The following is a 23915-nucleotide window of genomic DNA, read 5'->3' as shown; positions in this document are numbered from 1 at the left end:
CAGCAGCTGGAAGATGGAGGTGTCGGCTACAATATGCCTGCGGTGCTTGAGCTGGAAGGCAAGCTTGACCGCAAACGGCTGGAGACGGCCTTCCAAGCGCTGATCAGCCGCCATGAGTCGCTCCGGACGTCCTTTGAAACCGGAAACGGAGGGGAGCCGGTCCAGCACATCCATCATGAGGTGCCGTTTACGGTGACCGAAGAGAACTCGGCTGATGCGTTTGTACGCCCTTTTGATCTCAGCCAGGCTCCGCTTTTCAGAGCGGGACTCGTAAAAGAAACAAACGAGCGGCATGTCCTTTTGGTCGACATGCATCACATCATTTCTGACGGCGTCTCAGTCAATACGCTCATTCGGGAATTTGGAGAATTGTACGCCGGGCGGAAACTTGAGCCGCTGCGCATCCAATACAAAGATTACGCCGTATGGCAGCAGGAATTCAAAAAAGGCGACATATATGAGAAGCAGGAATCTTATTGGCTGAAGCAGCTCGGCGGCGAGCTGCCTGTGCTTGAACTGCCGGCGGACAAGCCCCGTCCGGCGGTGCGAAGCTTCGCCGGTGACAAGATCTCATTTACTCTGGACCAAGAAGTCACGTCCGGCCTGAACCGCCTCGCGCGGGAAAACGGCAGCACCTTGTATATGGTGCTTCTTGCGGCCTACTCAGCTCTTTTGTCACGCCTCAGCGGGCAAGAGGAGATTGTGGTCGGATCGCCGATCGCCGGCCGTCCGCATGAAGACCTTGAACCTGTGCTCGGCATGTTTGTGAACACGTTGGCGCTTCGGACACGCCCAGAGGGCGGAAAGGGTTTCACAGACTATTTGCAGGAAGTCCGTCAGACAGCGTTGGAAGCTTATGAACATCAGGATTATCCATTTGAAGAACTGGTCGAAAAGTTGGACGTTTATCGGGATACAAGCCGCAATCCGCTGTTTGATGCAATGCTCGTCGTGCAGAATATCGAGCATGAGCAGCTGACAATGGATGGACTTCAGCTGAAACCGGCTGGTGCTTCCCACTCTGTATCTAAATTCGATTTAACGCTGCAAGCTTCTGAAGGAAACAAAGAAATTCATCTGCAATTTGAATATGCGACAGCACTGTTTCAAAAGAAAACGATAGAGCGCTGGGCATCTCATTTATCGAACATGCTGCACGAGATCGCTCACAGCCCGCAGACAGTTTTGAGGGACATCAGCATCCTTACCCAGAAGGAGAAAGACCTGCTGCTGAATGGGTTTAATAACGTAACTGAAACGAACGTTCAAGACCAAACGCTTCAAGAGCTTTTTCAAACACAAGCCGCAAGAACACCAGAAGCAACAGCTCTTGTCAGCGGTGAAAAAACACTTACTTATCAAGAGCTGGATCAGTGGTCCAACAGAATCGCCCGGACTTTACGCACTAAGGGTGTAGGCCCGGACACAGCGGTAGGTGTATTGGCGCCGCGTTCATTCAGCATGACAGCGGCTATTCTGGGAATCTGGAAAGCTGGCGGCGCTTATGTTCCTCTTGATCCGGAGTATCCTGCGGAGCGTAAGAATTATATCTTGAGTGACAGCCGCGCAAAACTGCTAGTCACAGTCAGTGCTGCGGCCCATAAAGCACCGGCAGATTATGAAGGTGAAGTTCTGCTGCTTGAAGACGTGTGTGAAAATGATGCTTCCCGTCTGCCTGAATATTCATATTCTCACAACCTGGCATATATCATTTACACATCAGGAACAACAGGACAGCCTAAAGGGGTAATGGTCGAACACAGAGGAATAGCCAATACCCTCGAATGGCGCAGGAATGCTTACGCTTTACAAGAAGAAGATACAGTGCTTCAGCTCTTTTCCTTTGCATTTGACGGTTTTGTCACCAGCATGTTCACACCGCTTTTATCAGGAGCGAAAGTCGTGATGCCCGAAGAGGAAGAAGCCAAAGATATACTCGCCATTAAGCATAATCTTGCGTATTATCGCATCACCCATATGATTATCGTTCCGGTTCTGTATAGGGCGCTTTTGGATGTATTGAAACCTGAAGATGTTCAGACGCTTAGAATCGTAACATTGGCAGGCGAAGCCGCAGACAGGGAATTAACCGATCGAAGTTTGGCCATTTCACCGAATACAGAGCTTGCCAATGAATATGGACCGACAGAAAACAGTGTAGCTACAACGGCGATGAGACATTTAGAACGGCAGAAAACGATAAGTATCGGAAAGCCGATAAACAATACACAAGTCTATATTTTAGATGGAAACAATCTGCAGCCGATCGGTGTCGCCGGGGAATTGTGCATTGCAGGAACCGGACTTGCCAGAGGATATGTCAACCTTCCCGAACTGACCGAACAAACTTTTGTTCCGCATCCTTTTCATTCTGGAAAACGAATGTATCGAACAGGGGATATGGCGAAGTGGCAGGCAGACGGCACGCTTGAATATATCGGACGGATGGATGACCAGATTAAAATCAGAGGGCACAGAGTGGAAATAGAAGAAGTTGAGACCGTCCTGCGCCGCACAGACGGAGTAAAAGAAGCGGCAGTCTTAGCACGTGAAACGTCTCTCGGCCAGATGGAACTGTGCGCATATATCGTTACAGAGCCGGAAACAAGTGTTGTAAGCGTGCGTGCCGCATTGGCAAGCAGCATGCCGTCTTATATGATCCCTGCCTTCCTGTTAAAACTGGACGCTCTTCCCTTGTCACCAAATGGAAAACTGGATCGGAGGGCACTTCCGCAGCCTGTACATGATGGACAAACCCAGCGCAGCTTCCAAGCTCCAGAAACAGCTATGGAAAAAGAATTGGCTAACATCTGGGCAGAAGTGCTGGGTGCAGAAAGAATCGGAACGGATGAATCGTTTTTCGAACTCGGAGGAGATTCAATCAAAGCATTACAGGTGTCGGCGCGGCTGCATCGGTACGGAAAACAAATGTCCATTAAAGATTTGTTCCGTTATCCGACAATTAAAGAACTGGCATGCTATATCCGGGCATCCAAGGAAAATGCCAGCCAAAGCCCCGTGGAGGGAGAGGTCCAGTGGTCTCCTGTTCAGAAGTGGTTTCTGTCTCAAGACCTTGAGGAAAAACACCATTTCAACCAGTCAGTCATGCTGTACCGGGAGACTCCAGTGGATGAAGAAACGCTCCGTAAAACCTTGAAAGCCATTGTCGAACATCATGATGCATTACGGTTAATTTTCCCGAAAAACGGACGTGAAAACTGGAGTCAGTTCAATTTGCCTATCGGTGCGTCTGAGGAAGCATTGTACGGACTTCAGATCATTGAATTAAAGGCACCGGTAGACGGATCACCGACTGAACCCGCATGGTACGAAGCGGCTATTAAAAATCATGTGGCGAAAATTCAGCACGGGATGGACCTAGAGAAAGGGCCGTTGTTCCAAGCGGGGTTATTCCGTACTGCAGGCGGTGACTTCCTGTTTCTTGCAGCTCATCACCTGACAGTGGACGGTGTTTCATGGCGTGTGATTTTAGAAGATCTGGCGTCCGGGTATACTCAGGCTTTAAATGGAGAGGACATTAAACTGCCTCCTAAGACAGATTCATTCAAAGCATACACGGATAAAGTCGCCGAATATGCAGAAAACAGACAGCTGCTTCGGCAAAAAGAGTATTGGAGAGAAACGGAAGAATATCAGATTGAAGCCTTGCCCTCAAAAGAGACCACGGATCAGACATCAGCTAAGGAAAAACGGGAGACTGTTTCGTTCACATTGAAGGAAGAGGACACTGAGGCGCTGCTAACCCGTGTCAACAAGGTTTACAATACAGATACTCAAGATCTTCTGCTGGCTTCTGCCGTCCTAGCTTTACAGGACTGGATCGAGCGTCCTGCCGTCAAAGTGTTACTGGAAAGCCACGGCCGTGAAGATGTGTTAGACGGCCTTGACATCAGCCGCACTGTAGGATGGTTTACGGCTATTTATCCGGTATTACTCAAATTGGACTCAGAAACACCAGCTGAAAAAAGCGAAGACTCCATCAGCCGCATGCTGAAAACAACAAAAGACACCTTAAGACGCGTACCGGATAAAGGTTTCGGGTACGGCATTCTCAAATATGTAACGCCGCCTGAAAAAGCAGACATCAAGTTCAGCCATGCACCGGACATCAGCTTCAATTACCTTGGTCAATTTGGAATCGGCAATGATACGAAGCAGCAAGAACCTGAGCCAGATACATTTACGTTTTCTCCTGTAGGAAACGGAGAAGACATCAGTCCTTCATGGAATCGGGAACAATCCCTGGACATCAGCGCTCTGGTTGCAGAAGGAAAATTGACATTCAACATGACATACGAAACAGCGCGTTTTCATAAAGAAACAATCGAAAAGCTCTGCGAGAATTGTCATCGTTATTTACTGCAGCTGATCAGACACTGTCTAAACAAAACAGAAGCTGAGAAAACCGTCAGCGACTTTGATGATCGTGAACTAACCGAGGATGCGCTTAAAGATATCAATGATATGCTGAGCCTCCTTTAATCAATACGGGAAGAAAGAGGGTGCAGACTCTATGGATAAAACCAAAAAAATCAAAAATATTTATCCTCTGTCTCACATGCAGGAAGGAATGCTTTTTCATTCCTTCTTGCATGAAAAAGAGGAAGCTTATATCGAACAGTCGCTCTTCACGATAAAAGGAAGCCTCAATTATGATTGGTTTCAGCGCAGCATACAAAAAGTCGTCAGCCGGCATGACATATTCAGATCGGTCTTCCTGCCGCATGTCCCGAATTTGACGGGGCCCCGGCAGGTTGTTCTGGAGGATCGGCAATTGGTTGTCTGCAATGAGGATATTTCGCACCTGTCAAAAACAGAGCAGCACAGCTTTATTGAGCGGTTCAAGGAAAAAGACAAGGCGAAAGGGTTTGATTTGCAAAAAGATACACTTATGCGAATCTCTCTATTAAAACTAGATGACAAGAAGCATATCTGCGTTTGGAGCCACCACCATATTTTAATGGACGGCTGGTGTCTTGGAATCGTCTTGCAGGAATTTATGCATTTCTATCAATCTATCCATTCCGGCAACACCATATCATTGGAGCCGGTCCGGCCCTACAGCACTTATATTTCTTGGCTGGCAGATCAAGACAAGGAGGAAGCAGCGGCTTATTGGAAAACATATTTAGAAAACTACGGCACTCCTTCACCGCTGCCCCGAGTTACTGACCGTGAGATTCAAGAAGGATACCGGCGCGAAGAGCTGACATTCGCACTGGATCAAGAGCTGACGGGTAAACTAAAATCAATCGCCAAACAACACGAATCTACACTTGCTACACTCATGCAGACCATATGGGGAGTGCTGCTGCAGCGCTATAACCGAACGGACGATGTTGTCTTCGGCGCTGTGGTATCAGGGAGGCCTTCAGAGATCGCGGGAGTTGAAACCATGATCGGCCTGTTTATTAATACAGTGCCGGTGCGTATCAAGACAGCGGAAGGAGATACATTTTCCGAGCTGCTTAGACGCTGCCAGCAAAATATGCTGGACGCTGAGCACTTCAGTTTTCAACCTTTATATGATATCCAGTCAAAAACTGCTTTGAAGCAAGAATTAATTGACCATATCATCGTCTTTGAAAATTATCCCTTACAACAAAAAGTGGCAGACTCAGCGGGACATGCTGATGCGCCTTTCGAAATAGAAAATGTAAAAGTGTCAGAGCAATCGGGATACAACTTTAATCTCGTTATCGCTCCCGGTGACGAACTCATCATCAAGTTCAGCTATAATTCGCACGTATTTGATCCTGCATGGATAGCCTGCGTTCGCGATCATCTTACACAAGCTTTACGCTGTGTTGCGGAGAATACAGATATTCCTGCTGCTGACATTTGTGTACTCGATGCTAAAGAGAAGGCCCGTATGATCGAGCAGTTCAATCATACGAAGACCGATTATCCAAAGGACAAGACCATCATCGAGCTGTTTCGGGAGCAAGCAGAAAAGACACCGAAGCATACGGCACTCGTCTCAGGAAACGCCTCAATGACATATCGAGAACTTGACGAAAAATCAGATGCATTATCCCGTCAGCTACTTGAAAATGGCCTAGGGAAAAGCGGAATAGCGGGAATCTTGGCAAAGCATTCTCCCGAACTCATCATCAGTATTCTAGCTGTTTTAAAGGCCGGCGGAACCTATCTGCCGCTGGATGCGGAACTCCCGCCGGAGCGGCTTGTCTATATGCTTGAAGAAAGCGAAGCAGCCATGCTCATTATGCAAAAAGGAATGCAGGCAGACATTGACTTCCCAAGAAAAGTTATCATTGCCGATGCAGAGGCGTCTCTTAACGAAAACAGTGAACCCGTAAATGTGAGGCACACCCCTGATGATTTGGCCTATATCATGTATACTTCCGGTTCAACAGGGCGGCCTAAAGGGGTAATGATCACTCACCGTAATGTCGTTTCGCTTGTATGCAACAGCAATTACACAGCAGCCTCAACAAACGACCGATTTATTTTGACCGGTTCAATCGGCTTCGATGCTGTTACTTTTGAGATCTTCGGGGCCCTGTTAAAGGGTGCATGCCTGCATGTTGTTGATAAATCAACAATGTTAACGCCTGCTGTTTTCAGTGCCTATTTGCATGACAACAAAATAACAGTGCTATTTTTAACGACGGCCCTCTTTAATCAGTTGGCACAGGTTCAGCCGGGCATGTTCTGCCATTTGCACACGTTATATGTCGGAGGAGAAGCATTGTCGCCAGCTCTCATTAATTCGGTCAGACATGCGTGCCCGAAACTTGCGTTGTATAACATTTACGGGCCGACAGAAAATACAACATTCTCAACATATTTTGAAATCAAGCGTGATTATGCGAATCCGATCCCGATCGGAAAGCCGATCAGTAATTCCTCAGCCTGCATTCTGGATTCTAGAGGGCGCCTGCAGCCGATCGGTGTTCCCGGTGAGCTATGTGTCGGCGGGGACGGCGTGGCAAAAGGATATTTGAACAAGCCTGATTTGACGGCAGCCTCTTTCCAACCGCACCCTTACATACCAGGAGAGAGAATGTACCGTACAGGTGATGTAGCCAGATGGCTTCCAGACGGTAATTTGGAATATATCAGCCGGATCGACCGGCAAATCAAAATACGCGGAAAGCGAATTGAACCAGCCGAAATTGAAGCGCGCTTAATGGAAATCGAGGGAGTAAAAGAAGCGGCGGTCACCATCGCAGATACAGGAGAAGAAACACAGCTGTTTGCTTATTATGTCGGGGATGATGGTATAGATGAAGCGGACATCCGCTCTGCTTTATCATCAACGCTCCCAAACTATATGCTTCCGCAGCACTGGGTGCGGCTTGACCGCATGCCGCTTACCGGAAACGGAAAAATCAATCGCAGCGCGCTTCCGGTTCCGGACCGTGTGTCTGTTAATCAGAAAGAAATCATACCGCCGCGAAACTGGGTTGAACAAGAACTGGTCAACATGTGGCAATCAATACTTAACGTACGTCATATCGGCATTCGGGATGATTTTTTTGAACTTGGCGGACATTCACTCAAAGCTCTTCAAGTCATTCATCAATTGAAGAGCAGCCAGCAGATTGACGTACCGATTGAACTCTTGTTTGAGAATCCGACAATTGAACAGCTTGCTGAAAAACTTTATTCTCAACAGATGTCAGCGGCTGAAGATCAACAGGTAAGCAAACTGAATCCAAACGGCAGGCAAAACCTTTTCTGTTTTCCTCCTATTTCAGGATTCGGCATTTTCTTCAAAGATCTTGCGTCACACCTGGATCATAAAGCTGTTGTGTACGGCTTTAATTTTATTGAGGAAGATCAGCGCATTGAACAATACGTGAACACAATAATGGATATACAGCCTGAAGGTCCATATGTCCTTTTGGGATACTCCGCAGGCGGAAACTTGGCATTCGAGGTAGTTCAAGCAATGGAACAGCGAGGGCTGGAGGTCAGCGATTACATCATAGTGGACGCCTATCGAAAAGGTGTGACTTCTATCGACAACAGCAATGACTGCGACGAAGCGGCTCAGCGCTTGCCTGAATCAGTCAGAGAAGCTGTCATCAAAAAGAAGAAAAACTACCAAGAATACTGGGCACAGTTATCAAATGACGGCCAAATCAATGCAAACATCCATTTCATCGAAGCAGGCATCCAGCCAAAGGACACCCCTGCTTTCGATCTGCAAAAATGGAATGAGGCCTCTAAAGGAGGCTGCCGCGAATACACGGGGGCCGGCGCGCATAAAGACATGCTCGAAGCGGCATATGTATCACAGAACGGCGAAATCATTCACGATATTTTAAAAAGCGTAGGCACAGGTGAAAAGACAGCGGCGCACAATCGCTGAGATTCCTATAAACCAGACAGGGGGCTTTACCTCCTGTCTGGTTTCTTATGTTTTGAGTAATTCCTTATGTCATAGGAATTGATAGAAGCAAGCATGGGAAGGATAGGGAAAACGCTGATTGGAGGCTTGTTATGGAAAAACTCTCTGGGCTCACCTATATCATGCTTATCCTCGCGAGCTACAGGCTCACACATTTGATTGTATTTGACAAAATTACAGAATTCATCAGAAAGCCTTTTATGAAACAAAAAAGAATAGTTGATGATAAAGGGCATGTTGACCAAAAAAGCGTTCCAAAATCTAATTTTGGCTACATGCTGAACTGCTATTGGTGTGCAGGCATTTGGTGCGCCATATGCGTTGGTTTGGGCTATCTTTTTCTGCCGGGCATTGCAGTTCCCGTGATCTTTATTTTGTCCATTGCCGGGGCACAGGCCATTCTGGAAACAATAGTGGGAGTCGGCACGAAGCTTATTGCGTTCTTGAAAAGCGCCGCAAAAGAAAATCATACATAAAAAGACCCAAAGCGACATTCAGCTTCGGGTCTTTTTATCTCACATAGGCACCTGTCATGATGTTTCAATCTTTCAATCACTCTTCCGTCACGCAAGAATATCGTAATAACGTATTCTGAAGTACATTTTCATCGGAGGAGGAACAACATGAGAGGCTGCCAGAAGGGGATAGCTTATTTCCTGATCAGCTTATTGATAATGGGAACTTGCTTAATCACCGTTCCGCGCATGAGCAAAGCAGAGGCGGGCCATTATGCAAATAGAGAGTTGCGGGCCGTATGGATCGCCTCTGTCGTAAATATTGATTGGCCTTCAAAAAAGGGATTAACAGCTGAAAAACAAAAAGAAGAATATATTAAGCTGCTGGATGATGCCGAAGACATGAACATGAACGCGGTCATCGTACAAATTAAGCCGACGGCGGATGCTTTTTATCCATCGGAATACGGACCATGGTCGGAATATTTGACAGGTACACAAGGAAAAGCTCCCGGTTATGATCCGCTGGCTTTTATGATTGAAGAAACGCACAAAAGAAACCTCGAATTCCACGCTTGGTTTAATCCTTACCGCATCACAATGAACCACACAGATATCAATAAGCTGTCTCAAGACCATCCTGCAAGAAAGCATCCGGATTGGGTTGTTGCATACGGAAACCAGCTTTACTATAACCCGGGTATTCCGAAAGCGCAGGATTTTATTGTGCAAGGAATTGAAGAGGTCGTGAAAAAGTACGATATTGATGCCGTTCATATGGACGACTATTTTTATCCGTATAAAATTCAAGGCAAAGAATTTCCCGACACGGAAACGTACGAACAATACGGAAAAAACCGCTTTGATGAAATTGACGATTGGCGAAGAGACAACGTCAACCAGCTCGTGAACCATATCAATACCACGATTAAAAAAGAAAAATCATATGTGAAATTCGGCATCAGCCCGTTCGGCGTGTGGAGAAATGCGGCGGATGACCCGAGCGGTTCAGACACAACAGCCGGGGTAACCAACTATGACGATCTTTATGCTGATACAAGAGAATGGATACAAAAGGGCGATATAGATTACATTACGCCGCAAATATACTGGAGCATCGGTTTTAAGGCGGCTGCTTATGACGTGTTAACTCAGTGGTGGAGCAATGAAGTAAGGAACAGGCCCGTTCATTTATACATTGGGCAGGCAGCCTATAAAATCAATAACAATAGTGACCCCGCCTGGTCTGATCCCGATGAGTATGCGAGACAAATCACATTAAACCGCCAATCAGAGCTTGTCAGAGGCAGTATCCATTTCAGCCTTAAAGATCTCAACAAAAATCCGCTCGGACTTAAGGATCGGTTCATCAATGAACTCTACAACAAACCTGCCTTAGTTCCTGACATGCCATGGTTAGATCAGAAGGCGCCAAAAAAACCGAAAGTCAAACGTATTGTGAGCTCAGCTGAGGGTAACACACTGCACATAGAAGATCACAAGTCAAATAACAAAACAAAAGAAACCGCTTACTATGCTATTTATCGAGTAAATGGCAATCAAAAAGAACCGTATTTACTGGGAACAATGCGAAAAACAGGTGATCACCAAACGTTTTTAGATGAAAGCGCGGGAACAAGCCAGGTATATACGTATTTTGTAACAGCCGCAGACCGGCTCCACAATGAAAGTACACCTTCCAAAAAAGTCACCATCCGATAACCCTCCTCAACGGTTAAAAAGAGATTCTCTTTTTAACCTTTTTTTGCATGTTGGACATACTCCATTAGTTGAATTTTCAGACTTCATTTTGTTTGGAATGAATAAAGAATTCTTCTAATAATATGATAGAAAGCCGAAAAGGAGGCAAAGCTATGAATTTTGACCTGACAAAAGAACAACATATGATTCGTGAAATGGTAAGGGACTTTGCGAAAAAGGAAATCGCCCCGCAAGCTGAATACGTTGACCGAACGGGTGAATTTCCAGTACAAACATTTAACAAAATGGGAGAACTCGGATTATTGGGCATTCCTTTTCCAGAAGAATACGGTGGATCAGGAGGAGACACGATTTCCTATGCCTTAGCCGTCGAAGAAATTGGAAAAGTATGCGGCAGCACGGGATTAAGCTATGCGGCAGCGGTGTCCCTTGGCGCCAGTCCGCTTTATTATTTCGGAACAGAAAAGCAAAAGCAAGAACACCTCGTCCCGCTCGCTTCCGGCAAAGCACTTGGTTCATTTGGTCTTACTGAACCGAATGCAGGATCAGACGCCGGAGGCACACAAACAAAAGCGGAACGAAAGGGCGATGAGTATGTCATAAACGGAGAGAAATGCTGGATCACCAATGCAAACTATGCCCGCACCGTCATTGTGACAGCAGTCACAGGCAAAAACGAACTCGGAAAAAATATCATCTCTGCACTGATTGTACCGACAGACACGGCCGGACTGACGATTACAAATCCCTATGACAAAATGGGTGTGCGCGGGTCGGACACTGCGGAGATCCTTTTAGAAAATGTCCGTGTACCGGCGGAAAATTTGCTTGGCGATTCTTCAAAGGGATTTAAACAGTTTTTGCATACATTAGACGGCGGCCGGATTTCGATTGCGGCACTTGCTGTCGGAATCGCGCAAGGCGCGCTGGATGCTTCCTTATCCTATGCAAAAGAGCGGAAGCAGTTTGGACAGTCTATTTCCTCCTTTCAGGCGATTCAGTTTAAACTCGCGGATATGGCGATGGAAATCGACCTTGCCAGACAAATGGTTATAAAAGCAGCTTGGTTAAAGGATAGACAGCGCCCGTTTACAAAAGAATCAGCGTTTGCCAAGCTGTTCGCATCTGAAATGGCAACAAGAGCATGTAATCAGGCGATCCAAATTCACGGCGGCTCCGGCTACATGAGAGAATACGGTGTAGAACGCATGCTTCGCGATGCCAAGCTGATGGAAATCGGCGAAGGGACATCAGAAATTCAGAGAATCGTAATCGCAAGGCAGCTGCTAAAATGAAATGTAAACGCTTTCCATCGTGAGGAGGGAACATCATAGTGGCTGAGTTGATTGACTTGACGATCGGCAGGCTCTTAGAGCAGACAGCAAAACGGCACCCAGATCGTGAAGCCGTTGTTTATCCTGACAGGAACCTCCGGTATACGTACACCCAGTTTAACCGTTTATGCCGCCGAACGGCAAAAGGCTTAATGAAACTCGGCATCAAAAAAGGAGACCACGTTGCCGTTTGGGCGTCCAACGTACCCGAATGGCTAACGGCTCAATTTGCTGCGGCACAGATCGGCGCCGTCCTTGTAACGGTCAATACAAATTTCCAATCGGCAGAACTTGACTATTTGCTTAAACACTCCGATGCCAGCGCTCTGATTTTAATGGATTCTTACAGGGGGACCTCCTATACAGATATTCTGAACGGTTTGATTCCTGAGTTAAAAGAATCAGAACCGGGCCAATTACAATCCGACCGTTTTCCGTTTTTAAAAACTATTCTTTTTATTGGAGATAAAAGCCCTCCGGGAATGTACCATTGGGATGATATAGCGACATTATCTAAGACAGTGTCCGACACCGAGCTTGATCACAGAATGAACAGCCTGATGAGTGTTGATGTCATTAACATGCAATATACTTCAGGGACGACAGGATTTCCGAAAGGTGTAATGCTCTCACACTTTAACATTATTAACAACGCGGCCAATATAGCGGAATGTATGAAGTTATCTTCAACCGACCGCATGTGTATACCCGTCCCGTTTTTTCACTGCTTCGGATGTGTGCTCGGCGTCTTAGCTTGTGTTTCTGCGGGAGCGGCCATGATTCCGGTACAAGAGTTTGACCCCGCCGCCGTGCTTACAGCGGTCGAACAAGAAAAATGCACCGCATTGCACGGCGTCCCGACCATGTTTATCGCCGAGCTCCATCATAAACATTTTCCTTCTTACGACCTGTCTCATTTAAGAACAGGCATCATGGCAGGCTCAGCCTGTCCGATTGAAGTGATGAAAGCAGTCATTGAAAAAATGGGCATGAAAGAAATCACAATCGCCTACGGCCAAACAGAAGCCTCTCCGGTCATTACGCAAACCCGGGCTGATGATTCCCTTCAAAGAAGAGTCGAAACAGTCGGGCGCGCTTTGCCGCATATTGAAGTCAAAATTGTACAGCCTGGGACGTCCAGAGAAGTTGCAAGAGGGGTGCAGGGTGAACTTTGCACACGCGGCTACCATGTCATGAAAGGCTATTATAAAGATCCGGAAGCCACCGCGAGCGCAATAGATGCTGACGGCTGGCTGCACACTGGTGATCTGGCTGTCATGGATGAGCAGGGGTACTGCCGAATCACCGGCAGGTTAAAAGACATGCTGATCAGAGGCGGAGAAAACATCTATCCGCGTGAAATTGAAGAATTATTATATCAGCATCCAAAAGTTTTAGATGTTCAAGTAGTAGGCGTTCCTGATGCGAAATTCGGGGAAGAGGCTGCCGCCTGGGTCAAACTGAAAGAAGGACAGACCGCATCGCCTGAAGAACTGCAAGCCTATTGCAAAGGGAAAATAGCCCGTCATAAAATTCCGCGTTATATCGTGTTCACAAATGAATATCCCATGACGGCATCAGGGAAAATTCAAAAATTCAAATTAAGAGAAAAGGCCATACAACAGTTTCATCTATCATCATTCTAAGGAGGGTATGCATGTTGTTTAAAAAAGTGCTGATTGCCAACCGCGGGGAAATAGCGTTAAGAATCATCCGGACGTGTAAACGTCTCGGAATCGAGACAGCAGCAATCTATTCCGAAGCAGACAAAGAAGCACCTCATACGAAAGCGGCGACAGAAGCCTATCTGGTCGGCAAATCGAGAGTGAATGAAAGCTATTTAAATATAGACAAAATCATAGAAGCGGCAAAAGAGTCGAAAGCAGATGCGATTCACCCCGGGTATGGTTTACTTTCAGAAAATAGTATTTTCGCAGAGCGCTGCCGGAAAGAAAACCTGACGTTCATCGGCCCGCCGCCTTCTGTTATCGCAAAAATGGGGAGCAAAATTGAAGCGAGAAAGGCAATGGAAAAAGCACATATTCCCGTAGTACCAGGCGTCTCCGAGTCACAGTCGGATGTTCATTCAGCCTGTCTTGCAGCACGGAGGATCGGCTTTCCGGTTATGCTGAAAGCTTCAGCCGGGGGAGGCGGGATCGGCATGCAGCTCGTTCACTCGGAAGAGGAACTGATAAAAGCATATGAAGGGAATAAAAAGCGAGCGGCCGACTTTTTTGGCGACGGCTCCATGTATATAGAAAAAGTCATCGAAAACGCACGCCATATTGAAATTCAAATACTGGCCGACCACTTCGGGAATGCGGTGCATCTGTTTGAACGGGACTGCTCCGTTCAAAGGCGGCACCAAAAAGTCATTGAGGAAGCCCCTTCTCCGTTTGTTGATGATGACTTGAGAACGAGAATCGGAGAAACAGCCGTCAAAGCAGCCCGGTCGATCGGCTATACTAATGCAGGCACTATTGAGTTTTTAGTAGATCAGGATAAAAACTTTTATTTTCTCGAAATGAATACCAGACTCCAAGTTGAACACCCCGTCACAGAAGAAATCACAGGCATGGACCTCGTTGAACAGCAGCTAAAGGTCGCTGCGGGAGATAAATTGGCCTTCTCTCAACGGGACATCAAGCGCAGCGGCCATGCGATAGAGGTGAGAATTTATGCGGAAGACCCGAATACGTTTTATCCGTCTCCGGGAAAAATCACTTCTTTCTCTCTGCTGAAGCATCCGGCGGTCAGACATGAATGCGCCGTAGCAGCAGGCAGCACCGTATCCCCTTTTTACGACCCGATGATTGCGAAAATGATTGTAAAAGGAACAAGTAGAAACCAAGCCATTGAACAATTAAAAACGGCTCTCCGTGAATATCATGTAGAAGGAATTAAAACCAATATTCCATTCCTGGAGAAAATCGTCCATTCTGAACCATTTCAAAAGGGAGAAGTGACGACCGATTTCTTAAAGAAATAAGGAGAAAGAGGAGGCGTATTTAATGGGTGCTATATCAATTCAGATGGCAGGTAACCTTTGGAAAATCCACGTCAAGGCTGGCGATCAAATTGAAAAAGGGCAGGAGGTCGCTATTTTAGAATCTATGAAAATGGAGATTCCGATTGTAGCTGACACAGCCGGAAAAGTGAGAGAAGTGAAAAAAAACGAGGGAGATTTTGTTGATGAGGGGGAAGTGCTGATCGAATTGGACCTTTAACCTTAAACAGGAGGTGCGGCATGAAATTCCCGAAAAATGTCCGCGTCAAAGAAGTCGGCCCGCGTGACGGCTTGCAAAATGAGCCGCATTGGATAGAAACAGAGGATAAAATTGCATGGATTAACATGCTGTCACAGACTGGGCTTTCTTATATTGAAATCACTTCTTTTGTCCACCCGAAATGGATACCCGCGCTTAGCGATGCGCTGGAAGTAGCAAAAGGAATCAATCGTGCAGAGGGTGTCACGTATGCGGCCCTTGTTCCGAATCAGCTTGGATTAGAGAAAGGGTTAGAAGGCGGGATCAATGAAGCCTGTATCTTTATGTCAGCAAGTGAGACACATAATCAAAAGAATCTGAACAAATCCATTGATCATACTGCTCACTTGTTGAATCAAGTAACCCGTGAAGCTAAGCAGGAAAAGCTCACCGTAAGAGCCTACCTATCTACAGTGTTTGGCTGTCCTTATGAAAAAGATGTGCCTATAGAACAAGTGATTCGCCTTTCCGAAACCCTTTTTGAATTCGGTATAGATGAACTGTCACTGGGAGATACGATAGGCGCGGCGAATCCGGTCCAAGTGATAAGCGTACTTGAAGCCCTTTTAAAACGATTTCCCGCCAAAAACATCGCCATGCATTTTCATGATACGAGAGGCACCGCACTTGCTAATATGGTCGCAGCCCTTAATATGGGGATCACCGCCTTTGACACATCTTCAGGGGGGCTCGGCGGATGCCCGTATGCACCGGGGTCAGCGGGAAACGCCGCAACTGAAGACGCCATTTATATGTTTGAACAAATGGGGATCAAAACGGGTGTGGAGCAACAAACGCTTCTTCCTGCCATCCAATGGATCGAAAATAAGATCGGAAAAGCGCTGCCAAGCCGTAACCTGCAAGTTTTTAAATCATCAGGGCTTTGTTGACAAGAAAGGAGACACAATGGGAGACAACGTACTTTTTTCGCTACGAAAAGAAACAATAGCTGTCGTCACGTTAAACAGGTCTCATGCCGCAAATTCTCTCTCAGCAGACATGCTTTATGAATTGCAGGACACGGCTCAAAAAATCGAGTTTGATCCGAACATTCGCTGTGTCATTCTAACCGGTTCCGGAGAAAAAGCGTTCTGTGCAGGGGCAGATTTAAAAGAAAGAAGAGGCATGGATCACAGCCAAGTACGCCGGAGTGTCAGCCACATTCAAAGCGTTGTTTCGAGGATTGAAGCTCTGCCTCAGCCGGTCATCGCAGCTTTAAACGGAACCGCCTTAGGAGGAGGGCTTGAACTGGCGCTGGCATGTGACATCAGAATCGCCACAAACGATGTGCGATTAGGCCTCCCGGAAACAAGTCTTGCCATTATCCCCGGTGCGGGCGGCACGCAAAGACTGCCTCGCCTGATCGGACAAGGAAAAGCAAAGGAACTCATTTATACCGGCCGCCGTATATCTGCACAAGAAGCAAAAGAGATAGGCCTGATCGAATATGTAACAGCTTCTTCCGACCTTCTCCAAAAAGCCGAGCAGCTTGCCGGATTCATAGCCGCCAATGGCCCGATCGCCGTCAGACAGGCTAAATTCGCTATAAATAAAGGGTTAGAAACAGATTTGAACACCGGTCTTTCAATCGAGCAAAAAGCATACGAAATCACTATTCCCACAAAAGACAGAACAGAAGGCTTACAGGCGTTTCAAGAAAAAAGACGGGCGAACTATGAAGGAAAATAATAAACGGAGGGAATCGCTGATGAATGATGAAATAGAAAGACAGGAACGCGCAGATGCCATTCAAAAAGGCGGAGCGCAAAAGTATCACGAAAGCAATGAAAAGAAAGGGAAGTTATTTGTAAGAGAGCGGCTCAAGCTTTTGTTTGATGACGGGATTGAACTGGAGGATGCTTTTTTTGCGGAGTGTATGTCCGACGGGCTCCCCGCTGACGGAGTTGTGACAGGGATCGGAAAAATAGGCGGCAAAACAGTCTGTGTCATGGCGAATGATTCAACCGTAAAAGCCGGCTCTTGGGGAGCAAAAACTGTCGAAAAAATGATTCGAATTCAAGAAACAGCGGAAAAATTAAACTGTCCGCTGATTTACTTAGTCGATTCAGCCGGTGCGAGAATTACAGATCAAGTCGAAATGTTTCCGGGAAGAAGAGGGGCCGGCCGAATTTTTTACAATCAAGTCAAATTATCAGGGCGGATTCCGCAAATTTGCCTTCTGTTCGGCCCATCTGCCGCAGGAGGAGCTTATATCCCGGCATTTTGCGACATTGTCGTCATGGTTGAAGGCAATGCATCCATGTATTTAGGTTCTCCCCGCATGGCCGAAATGGTGATTGGCGAAAAGGTTTCACTTGAAGAAATGGGCGGGGCGCGCATGCATTGTTCCGTCTCAGGATGCGGAGATATTCTCGCTCGGAATGAACAGGAAGCGATTGAATTGACACGCACGTATTTGTCCTATTTCCCGGCAAGCTATATGGAAAAAGCCCCTATAAGCCAAACTCGGCCGCCGAAACGTTTTGAGAAACCGCTATCCGATGTGATCCCTAAAAATCAAAACGCTCCATTTAATATGATGGATTTGATCGAGCGGGTGATTGACGAAGATTCATTTTTTGAAATCAAGGGCTTATTTGCGCCAGAACTGATTACAGGACTCTCAAGGATAGACGGACAGCCGGTCGGCATCATCGCGAATCAGCCGAAAGTAAAAGGCGGAGTTTTATTTCATGATTCAGCGGATAAAGCGGCCAAATTTATCACCTTATGTGACGCTTTTCATATCCCGTTGCTTTTCTTAGCCGACATACCGGGCTTTATGATAGGGACAAAGGTCGAGCAGGCGGGCATCATCCGCCATGGTGCAAAGATGATTTCCGCCATGTCAGAAGCCACCGTCCCCAAGCTCTCCGTCATTGTCAGAAAAGCCTATGGAGCCGGTTTGTACGCCATGGCCGGGCCCGCTTTTGAACCGGATTGCTGTTTAGCGCTGCCGACGGCCCAGATCGCCGTTATGGGGCCTGAGGCTGCCGTAAATGCTGTGTATGCGAAAAAAATCGCCGAACTCCCTGAAGAGGAGCGGGCGCGCTTCATCAATGATAAGCGGGAGGAATACAAGCAGGACATTAATATATACCGCCTCGCCTCAGAAATGATCATTGACGGAATTATCCCAGCCAATTCATTACGCGACGAACTCAATAAACGCCTTACAGCCTATATGACAAAAGATTTGACATTTACACACAGAAAACATCCGGTTTACCCAGTCTGATTACGTAAGGAGGGAGGAGCCTATTAACAAAACAAGCTGTTTCGGCATATAGGCTTTTAAAAAGAGGGCTGGTAAAGCGCTCTTTTTCTAATTATAAAAATATCATCAGTAATCTTTACTAAAAACGCCGGGGGCAGACCGGCACACCAATTAATTGACCATAACTTAATTATGTAAACTAAAATTAACATCATTCCTCCTGGCTAATTGTGTGATTCTTTTGCATAAAACATTCTATTCATTAGAATAGTAAATATAGGTTGCCACGAGCGGCCTTCCGTTCATATTTTCAACACAAAAAGGGGTCTTGATAAATGTATCACTTATATTCACATAATGACTTGGACGGAGTAGGGTGCGGCATAGTTGCAAAACTTGCATTTGGAGACCAAGTAGAGGTTCGGTACAACTCTGTCTCAGGATTAGATATTCAAGTTCAGCATTTTTTAGAAAAAACGAAAGATAGCATGAGACAAGACGAATTATTCATTACAGATCTTTCCGTCAACCAAGATAATGAAGAGAGATTGAACAAGTATGCGGAGGCAGGCGGAAAAGTAAAGCTGATAGACCATCATAAGACCGCGCTTCATTTGAATCAACACGACTGGGGACTGGTTCAAGTGGAATACGATGACGGACGGCTTGCATCAGCAACATCGCTTTTATATGAGTATTTTATTCAACACGATTTGATCATCCCGACAAATGCCTTAGATCAATTCACAGAGCTTGTGCGCCAATATGATACATGGGAATGGGAGAAGCATGATCAAAAGCAGGCAAAGCGGCTTAATGATCTCTTCTTTTTGCTGTCAATTGATGAATTTGAAGAAAAAATGATTCGGCGCCTTTCTGAAAATGACCATTTTTTCTTTGATGAGTTTGAAGAAAAGTTATTGGATCTGGAAGATCAAAAAATTGAAAGGTATCTCCGCAGAAAAAAAAGAGAGATGGTGCAAACCTTTATTCATGAACACTGTGTCGGAATCGTTCACGCAGAGTCTTACCATTCAGAGCTGGGGAACAGACTAGGAAAAGACAATCCGCATCTGGATTACATCGCCATTTTAATCATGGGCGCAAAACGAGTCAGTTTACGCACGATTCATGATCACATCGATTTATCAGAAGTAGCGGGCCGTTACGGAGGCGGGGGACATGCGAAGGCATCTGGCTGTTCATTAACAGATGAGGTATATCAATTGTATGTGGATGAAGCTTTCCGGATTGAACCGATGAGGCCTGACGCCTTCCGAAACATATATAATCTGAAGGGGTCTGAAAACGGCTCATTATATGAAAATCGCGAACACGTGACATTTTTTCTTTTTCCTTCGGATAATAAGTGGAACATACAAATAAACGGCGAAACACAGGACGAAACATTTTCGGCTTTTGAGGAAGCGGAATGGTTTATTAAAAGAAATTACGCCGCATCACTTGTACGGGATGAGGTGTATGTCACATTTTTAGCGGAGCATATGAAACTGACAAACAGAAGTTGAAGATAACAAAAAAATATGCATAGGGGATGATTACCCTATGCATATACATAAGCTATCGTTTAAAAATGACTAAACGTTTCTTTATCACAAAATAGAGCGCAATGATGACCACAGCCAGTATCATAATCGGAGTCGTATACGTGCCCGCAATGTTTTCAACGTCATCCCACTGACTTCCAAGCTGCGTGCCTAAATAGATAAATAAAATCGACCACGGAATGGTAGCAAGCACAGTCAGTGACACAAATTTGAAAAACGGCATTTTGGCAATACCGGCGGGAATGGAAATTGCATGGCGCACGACCGGTATAAAACGGGCCGAAAATACCACACCTGATCCGTACTTTTGAAACCAATTTTCCGACATATCAATATGATGCTTTTTAATCAATAAGTATTTGCCGTACTTATCTAAAAACGGCCTTCCTCCATAGCGCCCGATCCAATAAATAAAACATTGGGCAATCGTACCTCCGATGACGCCCGCGATAATCGCACCGACAAATCCGATCGTGCCTTCAGACACCATATAGCCTCCATAAGCCAATACGATTTCACTCGGGATGATTTCAATCATTAAACCAATTGCAATGCCCGCATATCCCATATTCGTCAGCCATGTTAAAATCTCACTTATAAAACTGCCCACATTCTTCACAACCTGTCCTTATCTTTTATCACTATTATATGACTGATTGACGAGCAAGATGGTTACAAATTTTTTTAACGCAACATTTCTTTTGATTCTTTTTTGAGCATATCTTCTAAATAGGATAAAAGCTGAGATCTCATTTCGGGACGCATCAGGCCCATTTCAGTGCTCGCCTTGAAGCAGCCCAGTTTATCCCCGATATCATACCTGTTTCCTTCTAACAGACGGGCATGAATAGGCTGTGTACGGCAAGCTTCCCGAAGCACATCAGTTAATTGAATTTCGTTACCCGCGCCTCTCCCGATTGATTTCAGGACAGAAAAGATTGAAGGGTTCAGCACATATCGTCCCATTACGGCGATTTCAGAAGGAGCCTCTTCCGGAGACGGCTTTTCAACCAAATCTTCAACTTCGTACACATGTCCTTCCCGGATTTTCAGACACCATAATATCATCGCCTAATAGAACGGCAAAAGACTCATCTCCTATAAAATGCTCCGCACACAGCACCGCATGACCTAATCCGACGATAGTGGCAGCGAGCTTACTCACCAATAGCGAACAGCCGCCTTTTTGAAACAAATAAAGCAGCAAAAAGGTGATCCCCGACGCGGCAATATTAATCATGAGAAAGCGCACGATCTCTTTCCCGTCAGCCTTACGTTTTACACGAAACGTCCAATTCCGGTTCCACACATAGCTGTTGATGATACCTGCCGAATAGGAGCAGATCTGTGCCGGCAGATAAGGGATATGACAAGCGGTGAGGAAAAAGAAGACACCAAAATCTATCAGCGTATTGCCGACGCCCACGGTGCAAAAACGGCCTAATGTTTTTATTTTTTCTTTCAACATAACGGCACCCGGTTTTGACCTCCCTTCATAAAAGATGCAGATGGCTGTCATATTTGGTGATATGGATTACTTTAGCGGAGAGTGTTGAATAAACAATTACTAAAATATGAACAAAACATGAAAAAGTAATGAGGCCTTGCAGATTCATTAAGTTAATCGTTTGATCGTGTAGGTTGACATATTTTACGAGGAACACTAATATTCTGGTAATGATTTTAGTTAACATTAGGGACAGCGACAAAGCAAAAGGCATCACAGGTCAGGCCGTAGTCATGGACGGCGGGTATACCGCAATAGTTCTTGTACTCTTAAAAAAACAGTCGCTCTGAACGGCTGTTTTTTTGCGCCTGAAAACCTTTTAAGACTGATTTTTCGGTGTCATCCCCACCTTATATATTCAATGAATAAATGTATCCAGTTTCTTTGTAAAACCGAACAATAATTCCTCCGAAAGTATTCTATACACATTTATTATTATCATGCTAGGATGTTATATAAAGGGATATTTTGTATAATATTACATCTCTATTCAATGTGATCGGAGGGAACTCATGAACAATCTTGCCTTTTTATTTCCTGTCAGCAGCATGTGATTTTCAGGCATCGGCAAGCTGTGGAACGTGTCATCAGGATGGCGGAGGAAAAGGGGGGCTAGATATACTTATTTGAATGTCAGTGCGCCTTTTCACAGTTCAATGATACGATCAGCATCCGATTTATGTGTTCTTCATGACCTGTGTCATCCCCCCATTTTTAGGAAAAAGGAGGATGTTAAATTATGAGTAAAAAGTGTAGCGTATGTTTATGGATTCTTGCTTTATTATTGAGTTGCTTATCTGGGAAGTCTGCGTATGCTGCCAGTACTACAATTGCAAAACATGTAGGGAATTCAAACCCGCTTATAGACCATCATTTGGGAGCGGATCCGTTTGCGCTGACTTATAACGGAAGAGTCTACATCTATATGTCAAGTGATGACTATGAATATAATAGCGACGGAACGATTAAGGATAATTCTTTTGCCAATTTGAATAAAATATTCGTTATATCTTCAGCGGATATGGTGAACTGGACAGACCACGGAGCCATTCCGGTAGCAGGTGCCAACGGGGCTAATGGCGGCCAGGGGATTGCGAAATGGGCAGGTGCGTCCTGGGCCCCGTCAATCGCAGTTAAAAAAATAAACGGCAAGGATAAATTCTTCCTTTATTTCGCAAACAGCGGCGGAGGTATCGGGGTTCTCACCTCAGACAGCCCGATTGGTCCATGGACCGACCCAATCGGAAAAGCGCTCGTAACGCCAAGTACGCCAGGAATGTCTGGTGTTGTATGGCTTTTTGATCCGGCAGTATTTGTAGATGATGACGGCACTGGTTACCTGTATGCCGGGGGAGGCGTTCCTGGCGGTTCAAATCCAACGCAGGGACAATGGGCCAATCCTAAAACAGCAAGAGTCATGAAATTGGGACCTGATATGACCAGTGTTGTTGGAAGTGCAGCTACAATTGATGCGCCTTTTATGTTTGAAGATTCGGGAATGCATAAGCATAACGGAAAATATTATTATTCCTATTGCATCAATTTCGGGGGCACGCACCCGGCCGATAAACCCCCAGGTGAGATCGGCTATATGACCAGCTCAAGTCCCATGGGTCCCTTTACAGATAGAGGGCACTTCCTGAAAAATCCGGGAGCATTTTTCGGAGGTGGCGGAAACAACCATCATGCTGTTTTCAATTTTAAAAACGAGTGGTATGTGGTGTACCATACTCAAACTGTCAGTTCCGCTCTGTTCGGGGCCGGGAAAGGATACCGTTCTCCCCATATTAATAAGCTGGTGCACAATGCAGATGGATCCATTCAAGAGGTTGCGGCAAATTATGCAGGCGTAACACAGCTTTCCAATTTGAATCCATATAACCGGGTAGAAGCTGAAACGTTTGCCTGGAATGGACGCATTTTGACAGAGAAATCCTCAGCACCCGGCGGGCCGGTAAATAATCACCATGTAACAAGCATTCATAACGGAGACTGGATTGCTGTTGGAAATGCAGACTTCGGGGCGGGCGGTACCAGGACGTTTAAAGCAAATGTAGCATCCACTGTAGGCGGGAAAATAGAAGTGCGCCTCGACAGTGCAAACGGTAAGCTTGCAGGAACCCTGAATGTACCTTCCACAGGTGGAGCGCAAACCTGGAGAGAAATAGAAACTGCGGTAAGCGGTGTAACCGGTGTGCACAAAGTATTCTTTGTATTTACCGGAACAGGTACAGGAAACTTGTTTAATTTTGATTACTGGCAGTTTACGCAACGATAGCACCTGTAATGGCACCGCTTAAGAAACGAGAAGGGTGCAGAACTGACCAACGCCGGAGCAGCCCTCCATTGATTGGATTGGATAAGTCAACTCTAATGCGCGTGCGACTTGGGCGAAAAAATGGTTTAGGTAATTATAACGGGTTCAGCTGAAAAGTTTGATATATC

Annotated in this window: 16 protein-coding genes and 1 pseudogene; 14 read left to right on the top strand and 3 right to left on the bottom strand. The window is 45.9% G+C overall.

All coding sequences use genetic code 11. The features are described 5' to 3' along the window. From AXI57_RS18670 to AXI57_RS18615, 12 genes are all read left to right on the top strand, one after another. Positions 1-4503 (top strand): non-ribosomal peptide synthetase (locus tag AXI57_RS18670; protein WP_155724095.1); only part of this gene is annotated, 4503 nt, incomplete at its 5' end. 31 nt (positions 4504-4534) lie between these two features. Continuing rightward, a complete protein-coding gene (locus AXI57_RS18665; RefSeq protein ID WP_061670899.1) occupies positions 4535-8362 on the top strand; it encodes a non-ribosomal peptide synthetase in 3828 nt (1275 codons plus the stop codon). A 131-nt stretch (positions 8363-8493) separates the two neighbouring features. Next, positions 8494-8877 carry a DUF1360 domain-containing protein gene (locus AXI57_RS18660; protein ID WP_010788844.1) on the top strand — a complete coding sequence of 128 codons (384 nt, stop codon included), beginning with the start codon at positions 8494-8496 and terminating at the stop codon, positions 8875-8877. 147 nt (positions 8878-9024) lie between these two features. Next, the gene (locus tag AXI57_RS18655; RefSeq protein ID WP_061670898.1) at positions 9025-10578 is read left to right on the top strand and encodes a glycoside hydrolase family 10-like protein; all 1554 of its coding nucleotides are present in this window, start codon (positions 9025-9027) and stop codon (positions 10576-10578) included. 152 nt (positions 10579-10730) lie between these two features. Further along, the gene (locus AXI57_RS18650) at positions 10731-11873 is read left to right on the top strand and encodes an acyl-CoA dehydrogenase family protein (RefSeq protein WP_010788842.1); all 1143 of its coding nucleotides are present in this window, start codon (positions 10731-10733) and stop codon (positions 11871-11873) included. 38 nt (positions 11874-11911) lie between these two features. Next, positions 11912-13558, top strand: a complete 1647-nt coding sequence (locus AXI57_RS18645) for an AMP-binding protein (RefSeq protein ID WP_061670897.1) — start codon at positions 11912-11914, stop codon at positions 13556-13558. 14 nt (positions 13559-13572) lie between these two features. Beyond that, complete coding sequence (locus AXI57_RS18640; RefSeq protein WP_061670919.1) at positions 13573-14901, top strand: acetyl-CoA carboxylase biotin carboxylase subunit; 1329 nt, start codon at positions 13573-13575, stop codon at positions 14899-14901. Between the two features lie 22 nt (positions 14902-14923). After that, positions 14924-15139 (top strand): acetyl-CoA carboxylase biotin carboxyl carrier protein subunit, encoded by a 216-nt coding sequence (locus AXI57_RS18635; protein WP_003328769.1) that lies wholly within the window; start codon positions 14924-14926, stop codon positions 15137-15139. A gap of 20 nt (positions 15140-15159) precedes the next feature. Then, positions 15160-16068 carry a hydroxymethylglutaryl-CoA lyase gene (locus AXI57_RS18630; protein ID WP_061670896.1) on the top strand — a complete coding sequence of 303 codons (909 nt, stop codon included), beginning with the start codon at positions 15160-15162 and terminating at the stop codon, positions 16066-16068. 16 nt (positions 16069-16084) lie between these two features. After that, complete coding sequence (locus AXI57_RS18625; RefSeq protein WP_061670895.1) at positions 16085-16867, top strand: enoyl-CoA hydratase; 783 nt, start codon at positions 16085-16087, stop codon at positions 16865-16867. A gap of 19 nt (positions 16868-16886) precedes the next feature. Continuing rightward, a complete protein-coding gene (locus tag AXI57_RS18620; protein ID WP_061670894.1) occupies positions 16887-18416 on the top strand; it encodes an acyl-CoA carboxylase subunit beta in 1530 nt (509 codons plus the stop codon). A 314-nt stretch (positions 18417-18730) separates the two neighbouring features. After that, a complete protein-coding gene (locus AXI57_RS18615; protein WP_061670893.1) occupies positions 18731-19924 on the top strand; it encodes a DHH family phosphoesterase in 1194 nt (397 codons plus the stop codon). Positions 19925-19976: 52 nt separating this feature from the next. On the opposite strand, the gene uptA is transcribed toward AXI57_RS18615, so the two are convergent. From uptA to AXI57_RS21630, 3 genes are all read right to left on the bottom strand, one after another. Further along, entirely contained in the window at positions 19977-20573 is a 597-nt protein-coding gene (gene uptA, locus AXI57_RS18610; protein WP_061670892.1) for an undecaprenyl phosphate transporter UptA, read from the bottom strand. Positions 20574-20647: 74 nt separating this feature from the next. Then, the gene (locus AXI57_RS18605) at positions 20648-20995 is read right to left on the bottom strand and encodes a sugar phosphate nucleotidyltransferase (RefSeq protein WP_061670891.1); all 348 of its coding nucleotides are present in this window, start codon (positions 20993-20995) and stop codon (positions 20648-20650) included. After that, on the bottom strand, positions 20982-21482 hold the full coding sequence (locus AXI57_RS21630; RefSeq protein WP_238380199.1) for a GtrA family protein: 501 nt from the start codon (positions 21480-21482) through the stop codon (positions 20982-20984). Before AXI57_RS21630 ends, AXI57_RS18605 begins: the two co-directional genes overlap by 14 nt. A gap of 529 nt (positions 21483-22011) precedes the next feature. On the opposite strand from AXI57_RS21630, the pseudogene AXI57_RS21505 reads away from it, so the two are divergent. Both AXI57_RS21505 and xynD read left to right on the top strand, forming a co-directional pair. Further along, positions 22012-22147 (top strand): annotated as a pseudogene (locus AXI57_RS21505) (malonyl CoA-acyl carrier protein transacylase); the annotation flags it as partial. A gap of 62 nt (positions 22148-22209) precedes the next feature. After that, positions 22210-23748: an alpha-L-arabinofuranosidase gene (gene xynD / locus AXI57_RS18595; RefSeq protein ID WP_061670889.1), complete on the top strand. Its 1539-nt coding sequence runs from the start codon at positions 22210-22212 to the stop codon at positions 23746-23748. Positions 23749-23915: the final 167 nt, after the last annotated feature.

This window comes from Bacillus atrophaeus, assembly GCF_001584335.1.
In the GTDB taxonomy this organism is placed as follows: Bacteria; Bacillota; Bacilli; order Bacillales; family Bacillaceae; genus Bacillus; species Bacillus atrophaeus.
The sequence above is the reverse complement of the archived record's forward strand: the minus strand, read 5'-3'. Positions and strand labels throughout refer to the sequence as shown.

What these genes read in the sequence shown, in the direction of transcription:
- AXI57_RS18665 (WP_061670899.1), top strand. Translation starts at nt 4,535, where the DNA reads ATGGATAAAACCAAAAAAATCAAAAATATTTATCCTCTGTCTCACATG.
- AXI57_RS18660 (WP_010788844.1), top strand. Translation starts at nt 8,494, where the DNA reads ATGGAAAAACTCTCTGGGCTCACCTATATCATGCTTATCCTCGCGAGC.
- AXI57_RS18655 (WP_061670898.1), top strand. Translation starts at nt 9,025, where the DNA reads ATGAGAGGCTGCCAGAAGGGGATAGCTTATTTCCTGATCAGCTTATTG.
- AXI57_RS18650 (WP_010788842.1), top strand. Translation starts at nt 10,731, where the DNA reads ATGAATTTTGACCTGACAAAAGAACAACATATGATTCGTGAAATGGTA.
- AXI57_RS18635 (WP_003328769.1), top strand. Translation starts at nt 14,924, where the DNA reads ATGGGTGCTATATCAATTCAGATGGCAGGTAACCTTTGGAAAATCCAC.
- AXI57_RS18630 (WP_061670896.1), top strand. Translation starts at nt 15,160, where the DNA reads ATGAAATTCCCGAAAAATGTCCGCGTCAAAGAAGTCGGCCCGCGTGAC.
- AXI57_RS18625 (WP_061670895.1), top strand. Translation starts at nt 16,085, where the DNA reads ATGGGAGACAACGTACTTTTTTCGCTACGAAAAGAAACAATAGCTGTC.
- AXI57_RS18620 (WP_061670894.1), top strand. Translation starts at nt 16,887, where the DNA reads ATGAATGATGAAATAGAAAGACAGGAACGCGCAGATGCCATTCAAAAA.
- AXI57_RS18615 (WP_061670893.1), top strand. Translation starts at nt 18,731, where the DNA reads ATGTATCACTTATATTCACATAATGACTTGGACGGAGTAGGGTGCGGC.
- AXI57_RS21630 (WP_238380199.1), bottom strand. Translation starts at nt 21,482, where the DNA reads ATGACAGCCATCTGCATCTTTTATGAAGGGAGGTCAAAACCGGGTGCC.
- xynD (WP_061670889.1), top strand. Translation starts at nt 22,210, where the DNA reads ATGAGTAAAAAGTGTAGCGTATGTTTATGGATTCTTGCTTTATTATTG.